At 40.4% G+C, this 16,749-nt stretch carries 16 protein-coding genes; 11 read left to right on the top strand and 5 right to left on the bottom strand.

Annotated features, from left to right (window positions below; genetic code table 11):
• Positions 1–30: 30 nt before the first annotated feature.
• Positions 31–231, bottom strand: coding sequence for a CPXCG motif-containing cysteine-rich protein (locus ACHUGF_RS12745; protein ID WP_394131803.1), 201 nt, complete (start codon positions 229–231; stop codon positions 31–33).
• Positions 232–679: 448 nt separating this feature from the next.
• Between ACHUGF_RS12745 and thrS the strand changes: the two genes are divergently transcribed.
• The 5 genes from thrS to ACHUGF_RS12720 all read left to right on the top strand — a co-directional run bounded on the left by thrS (position 680) and on the right by ACHUGF_RS12720 (position 4,505).
• Entirely contained in the window at positions 680–2,608 is a 1,929-nt protein-coding gene (gene thrS / locus ACHUGF_RS12740; protein ID WP_394131723.1) for a threonine--tRNA ligase, read from the top strand.
• A 3-nt stretch (positions 2,609–2,611) separates the two neighbouring features.
• A complete protein-coding gene (infC, locus tag ACHUGF_RS12735; RefSeq protein ID WP_394131801.1) occupies positions 2,612–3,154 on the top strand; it encodes a translation initiation factor IF-3 in 543 nt (180 codons plus the stop codon).
• A 90-nt stretch (positions 3,155–3,244) separates the two neighbouring features.
• Positions 3,245–3,439 carry a 50S ribosomal protein L35 gene (rpmI, locus tag ACHUGF_RS12730; RefSeq protein WP_055023949.1) on the top strand — a complete coding sequence of 65 codons (195 nt, stop codon included), beginning with the start codon at positions 3,245–3,247 and terminating at the stop codon, positions 3,437–3,439.
• An 18-nt stretch (positions 3,440–3,457) separates the two neighbouring features.
• Positions 3,458–3,817 (top strand): 50S ribosomal protein L20, encoded by a 360-nt coding sequence (gene rplT / locus ACHUGF_RS12725; protein ID WP_028775125.1) that lies wholly within the window; start codon positions 3,458–3,460, stop codon positions 3,815–3,817.
• Positions 3,818–3,932: 115 nt separating this feature from the next.
• Positions 3,933–4,505, top strand: a complete 573-nt coding sequence (locus ACHUGF_RS12720) for a GNAT family N-acetyltransferase (protein ID WP_394131722.1) — start codon at positions 3,933–3,935, stop codon at positions 4,503–4,505.
• A 393-nt stretch (positions 4,506–4,898) separates the two neighbouring features.
• Here ACHUGF_RS12720 and trxB read toward each other — a convergent pair whose 3' ends face one another.
• Both trxB and msrA read right to left on the bottom strand, forming a co-directional pair.
• Entirely contained in the window at positions 4,899–5,849 is a 951-nt protein-coding gene (trxB, locus tag ACHUGF_RS12715) for a thioredoxin-disulfide reductase (RefSeq protein ID WP_394131720.1), read from the bottom strand.
• A 179-nt stretch (positions 5,850–6,028) separates the two neighbouring features.
• Positions 6,029–6,508 carry a peptide-methionine (S)-S-oxide reductase MsrA gene (gene msrA / locus ACHUGF_RS12710; protein ID WP_394131718.1) on the bottom strand — a complete coding sequence of 160 codons (480 nt, stop codon included), beginning with the start codon at positions 6,506–6,508 and terminating at the stop codon, positions 6,029–6,031.
• Positions 6,509–6,686: 178 nt separating this feature from the next.
• On the opposite strand from msrA, the gene astE reads away from it, so the two are divergent.
• The 5 genes from astE (at position 6,687) to nadA (ending at position 12,764) form a co-directional block, all read left to right on the top strand.
• Positions 6,687–7,718 (top strand): succinylglutamate desuccinylase, encoded by a 1,032-nt coding sequence (astE, locus tag ACHUGF_RS12705; RefSeq protein ID WP_394131717.1) that lies wholly within the window; start codon positions 6,687–6,689, stop codon positions 7,716–7,718.
• 151 nt (positions 7,719–7,869) lie between these two features.
• On the top strand, positions 7,870–9,048 hold the full coding sequence (locus tag ACHUGF_RS12700; protein ID WP_394131715.1) for a thiamine pyrophosphate-dependent dehydrogenase E1 component subunit alpha: 1,179 nt from the start codon (positions 7,870–7,872) through the stop codon (positions 9,046–9,048).
• Positions 9,049–9,051: 3 nt separating this feature from the next.
• On the top strand, positions 9,052–10,029 hold the full coding sequence (locus tag ACHUGF_RS12695) for an alpha-ketoacid dehydrogenase subunit beta (RefSeq protein WP_394131714.1): 978 nt from the start codon (positions 9,052–9,054) through the stop codon (positions 10,027–10,029).
• A 9-nt stretch (positions 10,030–10,038) separates the two neighbouring features.
• Positions 10,039–11,595: a dihydrolipoyllysine-residue acetyltransferase gene (locus ACHUGF_RS12690; protein WP_394131713.1), complete on the top strand. Its 1,557-nt coding sequence runs from the start codon at positions 10,039–10,041 to the stop codon at positions 11,593–11,595.
• A 101-nt stretch (positions 11,596–11,696) separates the two neighbouring features.
• Positions 11,697–12,764 (top strand): quinolinate synthase NadA, encoded by a 1,068-nt coding sequence (gene nadA, locus ACHUGF_RS12685; protein ID WP_394131711.1) that lies wholly within the window; start codon positions 11,697–11,699, stop codon positions 12,762–12,764.
• Between the two features lie 123 nt (positions 12,765–12,887).
• Here the strand turns inward: nadA and gap are convergent, their stop codons facing one another.
• Both gap and ACHUGF_RS12675 read right to left on the bottom strand, forming a co-directional pair.
• A complete protein-coding gene (gene gap / locus ACHUGF_RS12680) occupies positions 12,888–13,898 on the bottom strand; it encodes a type I glyceraldehyde-3-phosphate dehydrogenase (protein WP_394131709.1) in 1,011 nt (336 codons plus the stop codon).
• Positions 13,899–14,128: 230 nt separating this feature from the next.
• Positions 14,129–14,965, bottom strand: coding sequence for a DUF2989 domain-containing protein (locus tag ACHUGF_RS12675; RefSeq protein ID WP_394131707.1), 837 nt, complete (start codon positions 14,963–14,965; stop codon positions 14,129–14,131).
• 201 nt (positions 14,966–15,166) lie between these two features.
• Between ACHUGF_RS12675 and ACHUGF_RS12670 the strand changes: the two genes are divergently transcribed.
• Positions 15,167–16,600: a glyceraldehyde-3-phosphate dehydrogenase gene (locus ACHUGF_RS12670; protein ID WP_394131706.1), complete on the top strand. Its 1,434-nt coding sequence runs from the start codon at positions 15,167–15,169 to the stop codon at positions 16,598–16,600.
• Positions 16,601–16,749 lie beyond the last annotated feature (149 nt).

Below are 16,749 nucleotides of genomic sequence, written 5' to 3'. Positions count from 1 at the left end.
ACATACAATTAACATTGATGGATGAGCAGGTCAGTAAACTTGCTCATCATCTGCATCGATAAATAACTCAACGCACTTTCTTGATTCATCAATATGTGTTCGTAGGTGTATTGGATTACAGCAAATTCGACAATCATCATAGTATTCTTGATCGCCTAAACTCATATCAATGTTAATGTGTTGATGATGACCACAATGCGGACAACTAATAATTTTATTGATTAATTGCATCATTCACTCCTTAAGCAAAACAGCTACAACAAAGTCACTCCTTTATTGATTACTATAGCTTCCAAAACAAGCTGTGTAGTGCATCACAGGGCAAATCAGTGATAAGTTGAATAGTTTTTATCGACGATAAAATTGATATTGAATACACCGGTAGAGGTTAGTTATTGATTCATAAAGCACGTTGTTGTGAAATAAATTGAATGGTGTTTATGTTTATGACGCGGCAATCTAAGCTCATTCAGCCATTCATTGATACAACAGATTACTTAAATCGGTAATTATTACTTGTTTACAGTTGCTTGTTTTACAGCCTTTCCAGTAGAATGCCTGTTCGCATTTAAATGATTAAAACAATTGTAAAGTTTTAACTTGGATGCCGAATCTTTTTAAGACTAACTCATTAACCAAGTGGCCCTACGTGTGGGTCACCACTGGATAAGGAAATTTCATGCCTATTATTACCTTGCCTGATGGCAGCAAACGCGAGTTTGCTAACCCTGTCTCTACCCTAGACGTTGCTGCGGATATTGGTCCTGGCCTTGCAAAAGCTTGTATTGCCGGTCGCGTTAACGGTGAATTAAAAGATGCTTGTGACATCATTTCAGAAGATGCAGAGTTGTCGATCATTACGGCTAAAGACGAAGAGGGTGTAGAAATCCTTCGTCATTCATGTGCGCATTTATTAGGTCACGCTATTAAACAGCTATGGCCTGAAACCAAAATGGCAATTGGTCCAGTGATTGATAATGGTTTTTACTATGACATCGATCTAGACCACAAGTTGACCCAAGAAGATATTGATGCCCTAGAAAAACGCATGCAACAACTCGCTAAAACAAATTATGCAGTTGAAAAGCGCGTCGTATCTTGGCAAGAAGCGCGTGATGCTTTTGAAGCTCGCGGTGAAGAATACAAAATTCAAATCCTTGATGAAAACATCAGCAAGGACGCTACGCCTGCTTTATACCACCACGATGAATACACAGATATGTGTCGTGGGCCGCACGTACCTAATATGAAATTCTGTCAGCACTTTAAATTAATGAGTGTTGCAGGTGCGTATTGGCGTGGTAACTCTGACAATAAAATGCTGCAACGCATATACGGTACTGCTTGGGCTGATAAGAAACAGCTTAAATCTCACTTAAACCGTTTAGAAGAAGCTGCAAAGCGTGATCACCGTAAAATTGGTAAAGCATTAGATTTATTTCATTGGCAAGAAGAAGCACCGGGTATGGTGTTTTGGCATGCAAATGGTTGGAGCTTGTTTACCGATCTTGAATCTTTCATGCGTCGTCAGTTAGACAAATACGGTTATGAAGAAGTCCGTGCGCCACTTATTCTTGATGTGGGTATGTGGGAAAAGTCAGGTCACTGGGATAAATACGGTGACATGATTTTCTCGACTGAATCAGAAAAGCGTACCTATGCAGTTAAACCAATGAACTGCCCTGGTCATGTTCAGATCTTTAACCAAGGTTTAAAGTCTTATCGTGATTTGCCATATCGTATGGCCGAGTTTGGTTTAGTTCACCGTAACGAACCATCAGGTTCTTTACATGGTCTAATGCGAGTACGCTCATTTACTCAAGATGATGCACATGTATTTTGTACTGAAGAGCAAATTCAGCAAGAAGTGAGCGCATGTATTGAAATGGTATTCGATACATACAAAACCTTTGGTTTTGAAAACATTGATATCAAACTCTCTACTCGCCCAGAGCAGCGTGTAGGTAGTGATGAAGTGTGGGATAAATCAGAACAAGCATTAGCCGATGCACTTGCTGCTAATAATCTTGAATACCAAATTCAAGAAGGTGAAGGCGCATTCTATGGTCCTAAGATTGAATTCACATTACATGACTGCTTAGGCCGTGATTGGCAATGTGGTACAATTCAGTTGGACTTCTCTATGCCTGGTCGTTTAGGTGCAAGTTATATTGCTGAAGATGGCGAGCGTCATATTCCAGTTATGATCCATAGAGCAATCTTAGGTTCGCTTGAGCGTTTCATCGGAATTTTGATTGAAGAATACGCTGGTAAGTTCCCAACTTGGTTGGCACCACAGCAAGTGGTTGTTATGAATATTACTGATAAACAGTCAGAATATGTGAACGAAGTTGTTAAATTCTTTAAAGAACAGGGCATTCGTGCATCTTTGGACTTGAGGAATGAGAAAATAGGCTTTAAAATACGCGAACACACTCTAAGACGTGTGCCTTATTTATTGGTCGTAGGCGATCAAGAAATGGAAAATAAGGAAGTCGCGGTGCGTACACGTGATGGTGTCGATTTAGGTAAGATGAAGTTAGAAGACTTCTCTACCATGATACGTCAACAAATTTCGCTCCGTAGTCTCAAATTGTTGGAGGAATAGGTCATAAAGATCAAGAGAGCAGCAGGGCGACAGCAAGCCCCTAATCGAATCAATGAAGAAATCACTGACGTACCTGAAGTACGCCTTACAGGTCTAGATGGTGAATCCATTGGTATTGTTAGTATCAGAGAAGCTCAAGACAAAGCAGATGACGCTGGCGTCGATTTAGTTGAAATCAGCCCAAATGCTGAGCCTCCAGTCTGTCGCATCATGGACTACGGTAAGTTCCTTTTTGATAAAGCTAAGGCTTTAAAGGAACAAAAGAAGAAGCAGAAACAGGTTCAGGTTAAGGAAATTAAATTCCGTCCTGGCACTGATGAAAACGACTATCAGGTAAAACTACGCAACCTGATTCGTTTTCTAGAAGATGGGGACAAAGCGAAAATTACGCTGCGTTTCCGTGGTCGCGAAATGGCTCACCAAAGCTTAGGTATGGATCTTTTGAACCGTATTAAAGCTGATTTGGAAGAGTTTGCAGTAGTTGAATCCTTCCCGAAAATGGAAGGTCGACAAGCTGTGATGGTTCTCGCACCTAAAAAGAAATAGTAGGGCAACCTAATTAAAAGTAGCGAAGACTCTTTTGAGGACTTCGCTCGCCTTACGTTTTATTAATCCCCCAATGCGGAGTTTTAGCAAATGCCTAAAATGAAAACAGACAAGGGTGTTCAAAAGCGCTTCAGAAAAACCGCTAATGGTTTCAAGCGTAAACAAGCACACTTACGTCACATCTTGACCAAGAAGAGCACTAAGCGTAAACGTCACTTACGTGCTAAATGTTTAGTTGCAAAGTCTGATGTGCCAGCAATCGCACGTCAACTACCATACGCTTAATTAGAGGAGTAAAGAACAATGCCTAGAGTTAAGCGTGGTGTAACCGCTCGTGCTCGTCACAAGAAAGTACTTAAGTTAGCTAAAGGTTATTATGGCGCACGTAGCCGTACTTACCGCGTTGCAGTTCAAGCTGTAACTAAAGCTGGTCAATATGCTTACCGTGACCGTCGTCAAAAGAAACGTCAATTCCGTCAACTATGGATTGCACGTATCAATGCGGCTTCTCGTCAAAATGGTCTGTCTTACAGCCGTTTCATTAACGGTCTGAAAAAGGCGTCTATCGAAATCGATCGTAAGATTTTGGCAGACATCGCTGTATTCGACAAAGTTGTTTTCGCAACTTTAGTTGAAAAAGCAAAAGAAGCTTTAGCTAAGTAATTAGCGAATAGTTTTTAAAAAGGAACCTCAGGGTTCCTTTTTTTATGTCTGAGTGTTTATTCATGAATGTTGTGGCATGCTGGTCTACAAAACGTTGGTTAATTAAGGAATGATAGTGCAAACAAGGATTGAAACAGATAGTTTGATTATTCAACTGATGAGGTTAGACGAAGCCGATTTGTTGTTCGAATTAGATCAAGACCCAGAAGTCATGAAATATATCAATGGTGGTAAACCAAGTAGCCGACATGATATTGAGCAGAGAATGCTCCCAAGAATTAGTCGTTTTCTTAATCCTGATAAAGGCTGGGGCTTCTGGAAAGTTACTGCAAAAGCATCTGATGATTTACCTGCTAACCTTCATAACCAGTTCTTAGGCTGGGTTTTAATTAGACCAATGGGCTTTTTTACTGAACACGCTAATTATCAAGATATAGAAGTTGGTTGGCGCTTCAAGCAAATAGCTTGGGGAAAGGGTGTTGCTACACAATCAGCAAAGCATTTGATGCAACATATAACTAAAAACCAAACTGATATTGAAAAGTTTTCAGCTATAGCCGTGCCAGATAACATGGGCTCAATTGCGGTAATGAAGCGCCTTGGCATGGATTTTATCGAACAAACACACGATCCAGAAACACAAACTTTAACTGTTGTTTTGTACTCAGTAGAAGTCAGTGAAATATAAATAAATGAATTATTAAGGTAATACTGTTCATCATTAAGTTATAAGGTTCAGTAAAGAATCCACCTTCTGAAGAAGAGGCTTTCATTCAGCCCCCTAAAAGGGGGCGTTTCAGTTATTTTGTAGCCTTAGTAGCATCTATGAGTAATGATATTTAAAGCCGTTGAAAACATGGATGTTTTCGTCGAGCCCACAGGGATGTGCTTGCTGCGTGCTTTAAATATCATTGCATAGCTGAATCAACCTCAAGCTGGCATGCCATACAAACAAAGATACAGGCAAACCCTAATTGATGATAACCACCTACTGAAGTAGGTGGTTTAGGGCTGAAAATAAAAAAGCCAACATTTTCATGTTGGCTTTATAGTGTATCTGCTGGATTATCTCATTGTGAGATTATTTAGCATCTAAAAATCTTTCTGCATCTAGTGCTGCCATGCAACCTGTACCAGCAGAGGTAATTGCTTGACGGTAATGCTGATCCATTACATCGCCACAGGCATAAATACCTTCGATACTTGTTTGTGTTGCGTTACCTTGCAGACCACTGTTAACTTGAATATAACCGTGGTTCATGTCTAATTGGCCTTCAAAGATCCCAGTGTTTGGTGAGTGACCAATTGCAACGAATACACCAGCGACTTCTAAATCGGTAATTGAACCGTCTTTAGTGCTTTTTTTCTTCAAGCCTGTCACACCCATGTTGTCACCAACGACTTCATCAAGCGTTTGGTCTAGGTGGAGGATAATGTTACCGGTTTCCACTTTATCCATTAAGCGCTTGATCAAAATCTTCTCTGATCTGAAAGTGTCACGACGGTGAATTAAATGAACTTCAGAAGCAATGTTACTTAAGTAAAGTGCTTCTTCAACCGCTGTGTTACCACCACCGATGACGGCCACTTTTTGGTTACGATAGAAGAAGCCATCACATGTTGCACATGCTGATACGCCTCTACCCATGAATGCTTCTTCTGATGGTAAGCCAAGGTATTTGGCTGAAGCTCCGGTCGCAATGATAAGTGCATCACAAGTGTACTCACCATTGTCACCTTTCAATTTGAATGGGCGTTCCGTTAACGTAACTTCATTGATGTGATCAAAAATGATTTCTGTATCAAATTTCTCTGCATGTTGCTGCATTCTTTCCATTAATGCTGGGCCAGTTAAGCCTTCTGCATCGCCAGGCCAGTTTTCAACTTCTGTTGTTGTAGTTAACTGTCCGCCTTGCTGCATACCTGTGATCATGACAGGCTTTAAATTCGCACGTGCCGCATATACTGCAGCAGTGTAGCCAGCTGGGCCCGAACCTAAGATTAATAGGTTGCTGTGACGTGTTTCGCTCATTTTTTATTCTCCATTTGATGCAAACTGCATTATCGCAAGGATTGTATGGAATAAAGCTGTGTGGGTAAAGCAAAGTTAACCAGAGTAAATCGATTAGGCTAATCGAGACTGTAAAGAATGAGTTTCACTTTGAACAATCGAAATGATTAACCTTATATAAAGGGGGGATTGTGACCTGATTAAAAACTGATATGACAGCTTGGTAAATTATTCTTTTGCAGATAGTTTTGGTGATACTCTTCCGCTATATGAAAGCTTTGTACCGGTACAATTTCAGTGACTATCTGTCTTGCTCCCCATTTAGCTGATTTAATTAGTGACAACTTTGATGCTTCAGCCAGTGCTTTTTGTTCCGAGGTGTGAAAAAAGATGCTACTGCGATATTGACTCCCAATATCGCCACCTTGTTGATTGAGCGTAGTAGGGTTGTGATTAGCCCAAAAGATTTCAAGTAGTTGGCCATAAGTCACTACGGTCGGATCATATTCTACTTGCACAACTTCGGCATGACCTGTTGTGCCTTGCTTTACTTGATCATAAGTGACAGATTGCTCATCACCGCCCATATAGCCACATACCGCATCTTGAACGCCATCCACTTCACGGAAGAAATGCTCTACGCCCCAGAAACAACCTGCACCAAATGTCGCTAATGCCATAATACTACCTTTTGGATGTTTAGATTTTTAGATGTTTAGATGGCTAAAAATTACAAAATAAATGTGGAGTTGGCAAGCATTAATTTTTTAAGAATAATTCTAACTTATAGCAAACCGCTCAGGTGGCAGGTGTGATAGAATCTGCCAGCAATATAAAGGCACCATTAAGGAGAGTAGAGTGTTAAAGCAATTAATGGCCAACCATGACTTTTTAGCGCTGACATTAGCTAACCCAGAATCCATCCCGTCTTCATTTAATTTTACGCTAGACAATCAAACACATGTTGAAGTCCTCGACACTGGTGTCATTAGCTTTACGCCTGAGCATAAATGTGGAAAAGACATCGTACTATCTTGCGCAGTGCATGGTAACGAGACTGCACCTATTGAGATTTGTAATGAATTAATCTCTTCCTTGCTACAGCAAAAGTTACAAGTAAAACATCGCGTGTTATTCCTGATTGGTAACCCTGCCGCTATTCATAATAAAACTCGATTTATTGAAGAAAACATGAATAGGTTATTCAGTGGGGCTCACTCTAAAGGTGAAGGTTTAACCAATAAAGAAAGAATTCGTGCTAAAGCGTTAGAGCAATATGTGGCTGATTTTTATAATGAGCACAATGACAGCCATCGAATCCATTATGATTTACATACTGCAATAAAACCGTCTAAGCATGAGAAGTTTGCAATTTACCCTTACAGACCAGGACGTGCTTTCAGCGGCGAACAAATGATGTTTCTCGCACAATGTGGCGTTGATACCATTTTATATCATCATGAACCAACAACGACATTTAGCTATTTTTCCAGTGAACAGTTTCAGGCAGATGCTTTTACTGTTGAATTGGGTAAAGTGATGCCATTTGGTCAAAATGATATGAGTAAATTCGCAGCAACCAAAGCCATGTTGACGGAATTAATTGCTAACGACACAGTCAAATTACCGGAGTTTAATGCTGATGCATTGAATTTATACAAAGTGTCACGTTCAATTAATAAACATTTTGAGGATTTCGCATTCAGCTTTGCGGATTCAACCGAAAACTTTACATCATTTGAACATGGTGAAGTGTTAGCAACGGAAGGCGATACCGAAATCCTGATTGAACACCCAACAGAAGCGATTGTATTTCCAAATGCTAACGTTCCAGTAGGCCAGCGTACTGTGCTATGTTTAGTGCCGGCACCCAATGAGAACGTACAGTAAGCTGCTAACGTAAAGCAATTTATACAATTAGTTGAGCAGTAAAATTATCATCTATAATCAACTGCTATTGCTAGGTAGTTTACGTTAACGTAATGTTTAGTCGCATATTAAAACAGGTAAGTATAACTTACCGCAGAATAAAGAGCCCAATATGAGCAACGCAACACTGAATAGTGAAACAGTGCACCGTGTCAGCTTCTTAGATAAAGCGTCATTGCACATTCCAATCTTGCGCATCTTACAAGCAGATGGCACCACTTACGAACAGTCTGTATTACCTAATATTGATCAGGCATTAGCCGAAAAAATTTATGATACCTGTGTTTTTACACGTGTATTAGATGAACGAATGTTAGGCGCTCAGCGTCAAGGTCGTATCAGTTTTTATATGACTTGTACGGGTGAAGAAGCAGCCGTTATTGGAAGTACTGCTGCACTAGATGATGGCGATATCATTTTAGCGCAATACCGTGAGCATGCATCATTACGATACAGAGGCTTTACCACTGAACAATTCATGAACCAAATGTTCAGTAATGAAAAAGATCTGGGTAAAGGGCGTCAAATGCCAATCCATTACGGATCAAAAGCATTAAATTATCAGACGATTTCATCACCTTTAGCAACTCAAATTCCGCAAGCGACAGGTGTTGCTTATGGTTTAAAGATGCAAGGCAAACGTAACGTTGCCATGTGCTATTTCGGTGAAGGTGCAGCGTCTGAAGGTGATTTCCACGCAGGTTTAAATATGGCTGCAGTGCTTAATTCGCCGACTATTTTCTTCTGTCGAAATAATGGTTATGCCATTTCTACACCAACAGAAGAGCAATTTGCAGGTAATGGTATTGCAAGTCGTGGTGTGGGTTACGGCATGCATACCATACGTGTTGATGGTAACGATATGTTAGCTGTATTAGCAGCAACGCAACAAGCAAGAGCCTATGCACTTGAGCATAATGCTCCTGTATTGATTGAAGCAATGTCGTATCGTCTAGGTGCTCACTCTTCATCTGATGACCCATCTGGTTACCGTTCAAAAGAAGAAGAACAAAAATGGCAAGAGCATGATCCTGTACAGCGCTTCAAATTATGGATGATTAATAAAGGCTGGCTAAAAGAAGAAGATGATTCTGCTTTGCATGATAAATATCGTGAAGAAGTATTGGCTGCTGTGAAAGTCGCTGAAAAGCTTGACCCGCCACATATTGATGAAATCATTCAAGATGTGTTAGACAAGCCAACACCTGCGCTTGAGAAGCAACTGAAAGATTTAAAAGAGCATATCAATAAATATCCGAAAGCATATCCAAAAAGTGCAGGGAGAATCTAAGCCGTGGCTCAAATGAACATGTTACACGCCATTAATGAGGCGTTATCCATTGAGATGGAAAAAAACCAGCGTATGGTGGTTTTTGGTGAAGATGTTGGTCATTTTGGCGGTGTTTTCCGTGCAACATCAGGTCTACAAGAGAAGTTTGGTAAAGATCGCTGTTTTAATACGCCATTAACTGAGCAGGGTATTGCTGGTTTTGCCAATGGTCTTGCCTCTAATGGTATGACTGCGGTTGCTGAAATTCAGTTTGCTGATTATATTTTCCCAGCCTTTGACCAAATTGTGAATGAATCAGCCAAGTTTAGATATCGTAGTGGTAATGAATTTGATGTTGGCGGTCTGACATATCGCACACCTTATGGTGGTGGTATTGCAGGTGGTCATTATCATTCACAGTCTCCAGAAGCTTATTTCACACAAACGCCGGGTTTAAAAGTGGTTGTACCAAGAAACCCTGAGCAAGCAAAAGGCTTATTACTCGCTGCTATTCGTGATCCTAACCCTGTTATCTTCTTTGAGCCTAAGCGTTTATATCGTGCCTCTGTGGGTGAAGTTCCTGAAGGCGATTATGAAATTGAGTTAGGTAAAGCTGAAGTGGTTAAAACCGGTACCGATATTACCGTACTGGCTTGGGGCGCTCAGATGGAAATCGTTGAGAATGCTTGTAAGAAGGCTGAGAAAGAAGGTATTTCATGTGAGATTATCGACTTACGCTCACTCGCGCCTTGGGATGTGGAGACTGTTGCAGCTTCTGTTAAAAAGACAGGTCGATTACTGATTAACCATGAGGCACCACTAACAGGTGGCTTTGCTGGTGAAATCGCAGCCACGATTCAACAAGAATGTTTCCTACATCTTGAATCACCAATTAGCCGTGTTTGTGGCTTAGATACACCATACCCATTGATCCATGAAAAAGAATATATGCCAGATGAGCTGAAAACTTTTGAAGCGATCAAAGCATCGGTCACATTCTAGGAGTTGGTGATGATTAAAGATTTTATTTTGCCAGACATCGGTGAAGGTGTTGTTGAGTGTGAGTTAGTTGATTGGTTAGTGAAAGAGGGCGATCGTGTAGAAGAAGATCAACCTATTGCTGATGTAATGACTGACAAAGCTTTAGTACAAATTCCTGCGCCGCACGCTGGTGTGATCACCAAGTTATATTATGGAAAAGGTGATATCGCCATTGTTCACCAACCACTCTATGCAGTGGAAATTGCAGGTGAATCATCTGCTGAAGCACCCGCTGCCATAACAGAGCAAGTTAATACAGCACCAGAGACAACAACAGAAGTTGTTTCTGCAACTAGTGTTGAAGACTTCTTATTACCTGACATTGGTGAAGGTATTGTTGAGTGTGAGCTTGTTGAGTGGCTGGTTGCTGAAGGTGAAATGGTTGAAGAAGATCAGCCGATTGCTGATGTCATGACTGATAAAGCATTAGTGCAAATACCCGCTATTAAAGCCGGTAAAATGGTAAAACATTACTACCGTAAAGGTCAGTTAGCCAAAGTACACTCACCATTATTTGCCATTGAAGTTGCAGGTTCAGCAGTGGCTCAGTCAGCGCCAGTTGTTGACACACAAGAGGCCGCTCCAGTGAATACCTCGAGTGAACCTGTTGCTCAAGGTAAAGCGTTAGCAAGCCCAGCAGTAAGACGCATGGCGAGATCATTAGATATTAATATTGCTGATGTTCAAGGTTCTGGTAAAAATGGCCGTGTTTATAAAGAAGACATTGAGCGTCATCAACAAGGTCAATCTGCACCAGTGGTTGCTGATATGACGCCTGCATCTGCACCATCATCAACTCAGCAGGTTGCCGTTGCTTCTGCAAGTGATCGTGTAGAGCCTATTAAAGGTGTTAAAGCGGTGATGGCGAGAATGATGGTTGAGTCAGTTTCTACCATTCCTCATTTCACTTATTGTGAAGAGTTTGATTTAACCGATTTGGTAGCTTTACGTCAGTCGATGAAACAGAAATATTCATCTGATGAAGTGAAGTTGACCATGATGCCTTTCTTCATGAAAGCTATGTCTCTAGCCATCAATGAGTACCCAATTCTGAACAGTCAGGTTAATGCTGATTGCACTGAATTAACTTATAGGGCAAGTCATAACATTGGAATGGCTGTGGATTCAAAGGTGGGTTTACTGGTGCCGAATGTGAAAGACGTTCAAAGTAAATCTATTTTGGAAGTGGCAGCGGACATTACTCGTCTGACCAATGACGCTCGTAGTGGACGTGTAGCACCAGCAGATTTGAAAGAGGGTTCAATTTCAATCTCTAATATTGGTGCATTAGGTGGCACAGTAGCTACACCAATTATCAATAAACCTGAAGTGGCAATCGTTGCACTTGGTAAATTACAGACCTTGCCACGCTTTAATGATAAAGGTGAAGTCGAAGCGCGTAAGATCATGCAAGTTAGCTGGTCGGGCGATCATCGAGTGATTGATGGTGGTACCATTGCACGTTTCTGTAACCTTTGGAAACACTACTTAGAGCATCCACAAGAGATGTTGATGGCCATGCGTTAAGCATGTGTTGTAAATAATTTAAAAGGACGCAATTTGCGTCCTTTTGTTTTATGTAAGCATTCCGTATAATTCTCACAATCTAATTAGTATCAGGAAGTATTATGAGTCTGTCGGCACCTCAACTTGAAAAAATTGACTATCCTTTCCCTGCGAAACCTGCCGTGTTGTCTGACGATGAAAAATCTTATTACAAAGCACGTATTAAGCAGTTATTGAAAGAGCAAAATGCGGTACTTGTTGCCCATTATTATACCGATCCTGAGATCCAAGCACTTGCTGAAGAAACGGGTGGCTGTGTTTCTGATTCTCTAGAAATGGCACGTTTTGGCCGCGACCATCCGGCTGAAAAAATGATCGTCGCTGGTGTGAAGTTTATGGGTGAAACGGCAAAGATATTGAGCCCTGAGAAAACGGTTTTTATGCCAACCCTTGAAGCCACCTGTTCGTTGGATTTAGGTTGTCCAATTGAAAAGTTTAATCAGTTCTGTGATGCTCATCCTGATCATACAGTTGTGGTATATGCTAATACATCGGCAGCAGTTAAAGCACGTGCAGACTGGGTTGTGACTTCTAGTATTGCACTTGAAATAGTTGAACATTTAGATAGTGAAGATAAAAAGATCATCTGGGGACCAGACAGACACCTAGGTTCTTATATTGCCAAGCAAACAGGCGCAGAGATGCTAATGTGGCAAGGTGATTGTATTGTGCATGATGAATTTAAATCTAAAGCCCTCAAAGAACTAAAAGCTCAGTATCCAAATGCTGCAGTACTGGTTCACCCAGAATCTCCTGCCAGTGTGGTTGCAATTGCTGATGCAGTTGGTTCAACGAGTCAATTAATCAAAGCTGCGCAAGAGATGGACAATGATACGTTTATTGTCGCCACTGATAAGGGCATCTTCTATAAAATGCAACAAGCTGCGCCTGGTAAAAACCTGATTGAAGCGCCAACAGGTGGTAATGGCGCAACCTGTAGAAGTTGTGCACACTGTCCTTGGATGGCCATGAACGGTTTAAAATCGATATATACTTCGCTTTCTAATACAGACAAGACCGATCATGAAGTGTTTGTAGATGACGAATTACGTGTAAAAGCACTTAAGCCATTAACACGCATGTTAGACTTTGCTAAAACGTTGAATATGAAAGTGAAGGGCAACGCCTAGTATTAAGTGTTTCATTTACTGAGAAGTAAGTTTTAGACATCGATTTTCGTTATCAGAATCAGATACAAAAAACCTCGCTATTGCGAGGTTTTTTATTGCTATAAATGTTGACTAAATTATATGTTATTTAGCATTCATCAGTGCAACAGTATTATCTAACATGCGGTTACTGAAACCCCATTCGTTATCATACCAAGCCATAACTTTCACTAATCGACCATTAACACGAGTTTGAGTCGCATCGAAGTTAGATGAGAAAGCGTTATGGTTAAAGTCGATAGACACAAGTGGTTCTTCATTCACGGCAAGCACTTCACTTAAAGGCGCAATGGCTGCCGCTTTTTTGATAATCTCGTTAACTTCTTCAACGGTAGTATCACGAGCTGCTGAGAAGGTTAAATCAACCAAAGATACGTTGACTGTCGGTACACGAACAGCCATACCATCAAACTTACCTTGAAGCTCAGGCACAACTAATCCTACAGCCGCCGCAGCACCTGTTTTAGTTGGGATCATAGACATTGCTGCTGCACGAGCACGACGTAAATCTGTGTGGTAAACATCAGATAGACGTTGGTCATTTGTGTAAGCGTGAATGGTTGTCATTAAACCTGATTCAATACCAATAGCATCATTTAACGGCTTAGCAAATGGTGCTAGGCAGTTAGTTGTACAAGATGCGTTAGAAATAACTGTCATATCTGAAGTCAGAACTTCACCATTGACACCGTATACAACCGTTGCGTCGACATTTTTGCCTGGTGCAGAAATAATGACTTTCTTAGCCCCAGCATCAAGGTGAGGTTGTACACTTTCTTTTGAAGTGAAGATACCAGTACATTCATACACAACATCGACGTTGAGCTCTGCCCAAGGAAGCTTAGATGGATCACGCTCCTGGAAGGTAAGGATTTTGTCGCCATTGACGTAAATGGCTTCATCATCATTTTCAACTTTAGCATTGAAGCGACCATGTACAGAATCATACTTAGTTAAATGCGCGTTGATTGATGCATCACCTAGATCGTTTAGTGCAACGATTTCGATTGGGTAATCCTTTTCACTTTCATAAAGTGCTCGTAAAACATTTCTACCGATACGGCCGTAACCGTTAATTGCAACACGGATAGTCATCTCATATCCCTCAATTGAAAATAATTTGGTGGCTCGTAAAACGCCTAGTAGTAAAATTACCAAAATTAACATTTTCGTCAAGCTAAAAAGCACATTTAACCATCAAATAGACCTATTATTTCGTACTTTTTTTACAAAACTGTGCTCGCGTACAAATATCTGTAAATGATAGATGGTTTATTAGACAAGGTGGCATGAATTTACCAAAATTTATTTAACTGAAAATGTGACTACTTCGGCATGAGCGATACAGCAAACTGACTTTGACTAAAGCTGCCATCATTCAGCACAGAAACAAGCAATTCAGCTTGTTGATCCAATTTTGCAATTGTATTTTTATCACCAAATACCATGCTCTGCATTTTTTGCTCATTGGCAGTATTGCTACTGATTAATAGGTTGGCTCTGGTAAGCATATAACTCATCTCAAAATCTTGTTGTTGTCTATAAATAGTGGCTAAAGCCAAAAGCCAATCTGGATTAATACTTTGGTACTCGGTTTGCTTAAGTAAGCTGACAAAAACTTTTTGTGCAGTTTGAGGTTCCTCTCTAACAAAATGCTGTCCTATCGATTCGAGCATCTCAGGTTCATCTATTAAGCCTTGCCTAAAATGTTCAATTACAATTTGTTGTGAAGGATTGTCGTTAAACCGCTTCCAACGGTAATAAGCTAAGTACACATCGGGATTGTCTTTAGTTGTTTCTCTTAATTGTTGTAGTGTTTGAGTGCTGATTGCATAAGCACGTTGTCGGTCATCAGAACGTTCTGGGTGGAGAATATGTTTCACACCTGCAGCAAGTTCAATACAGGCTGAGTACGTTTCCAAGTATTCAAGAAGTTGATAAAGTTGCTCACCTGTTGGCGACTCTGTCCGTTTTAGTGCAAAACGATGACGAATTAGATCAGCTTTTTCATATCTACACCAACTATCTTTATGCAGATCGGCACAAAGTTCAGGATTATTTTTACAAATAAGGTCTGTATTACGGTCATTTTCACAGCCAAAAAGCCCCAAAAATAACGTTAAAAATAAGATTGATGTAATTATTACTAGATTCTGGTTCAAATCGTGCTCCAAAACTGTAAATTGTCTAATAAAATTACACATTTACAGGAAATTTGTTACTGGCGAAATGTGTCACTTTTCATTACAATGTCGCCGACCTAGCAGGGCATAGCCCTATTTATATAATGATTATTGGTCTTTTCTTTTTGTTACTCAATCTTTTCTACAAAAATAAAGAAAAGCGAGATAAAGGATCCCTACATGAGCGCAGATAAACACTTACAAAGCTGGCAAGAACGATTCGAAATGGCAGAAGCAATGCAACCTTTGCTTGGTAAGCTCTATCGAAATCAAGGTGTTGAAGTTGAAGTATATGGTAAACCATTATTAAACGCTTCTACTATTGATATTATTAAAGCACACCGTTTAGTTCGTCGTCATGTGGGAGATAAGCTTCGTTTACGTGAAAGCTTTCCATTTGTAAATGCATTAAGCAAGCTTGCTGTTAAGCAATGTAAAGTTGATATCGGAAAATTAGCTGTCAATTACTGGAAAGATCATTCAGACGACAGTGAAATTGAAGCGTACATGACGCGTGAATTATCAGATGCTATGAACTTTGGCGATGATGATAAAGCCCGTGATGTCGTGTTATACGGATTTGGCCGTATTGGCCGTCTTCTTGCTCGTTTAATGATTGAAAGAACAGGCAAGAGCAATAAGCTTTGTTTACGCGCTATCGTATTACGTGGTGGTAAAAAAGGTGATTTAGAGAAGCGTGCTAGCTTACTTCGTCGTGACTCAGTGCATGGTCCCTTCAATGGTTCTGTAGAAGTTGACGAAGAGAACAACGCTATCATCGCTAACGGTACTTTCATTCAAGTGATCTATGCTAACTCTCCAGATGAAGTTGATTACACTAAATACGGTATTAATGATGCATTAGTGGTTGATAACACGGGTATTTGGAAAGATGAAGCGGGTCTTGGTTTACACCTTAAGAGTAAAGGTGCAAGCAAAGTATTACTGACTGCACCAGCTAAAGGCGAAATCAAGAACATCGTATATGGTGTCAATGAAAATGACATCTTAGCTGAAGATTTAATTGTTTCTGCAGCTAGCTGTACAACCAATGCCATTACGCCGGTATTAAAAGCCGTAAATGATAAGTATGGTATTGAAAATGGTCACGTTGAAACGATTCACTCTTATACCAACGACCAAAATCTGATTGATAACTACCATAAAGCAGACCGTCGTGGTCGCAGTGCACCTTTAAACATGGTGATCACTGAAACGGGCGCGGCTAAAGCTGTTGCAAAAGCGTACCCTGAACTTGCAGGTAAATTGACAGGTAATGCGATTCGCGTTCCTACTCCGAATGTGTCTATGGCGATCATCAGTGTTAACCTAAACGGTGAAACCAACAAAGATGAGCTCAATGAATATTTGAAAGACATGGCACTTCAGTCAGATCTTCAAAATCAAATTGACTTCACCGAGTCTACTGAAATTGTTTCAAGTGACTTAATTGGTTCTCGTTATGCAGGTGTTGTTGATTCGCAAGCAACTATTGCTGACGGTAAGCGCGCAATCTTATACGTATGGTATGACAACGAATTTGGTTATAGCTGCCAGGTAGTAGGTGTGATGCAGAAAATGCTAGGTCTGACAACTTTGTCTATGCCTGTGTAATTTCTTCCATTACTGATTAAAGCACCTTTCGAGGTGCTTTTTTATTGCCTGTAAATAAGCTCACTGAAAATTTATGGTATGGCGAGAACTAGGGGAAATTAAGCAGTTTTGGTTTTTTGTGATAACTCAAATAAACCATTAAAAACTCA

The organism is Shewanella maritima (assembly GCF_043643735.1).
Classification (GTDB): Bacteria; Pseudomonadota; Gammaproteobacteria; order Enterobacterales; family Shewanellaceae; genus Shewanella; species Shewanella maritima_A.
The sequence above is the reverse complement of the archived record's forward strand: the minus strand, read 5'-3'. Positions and strand labels throughout refer to the sequence as shown.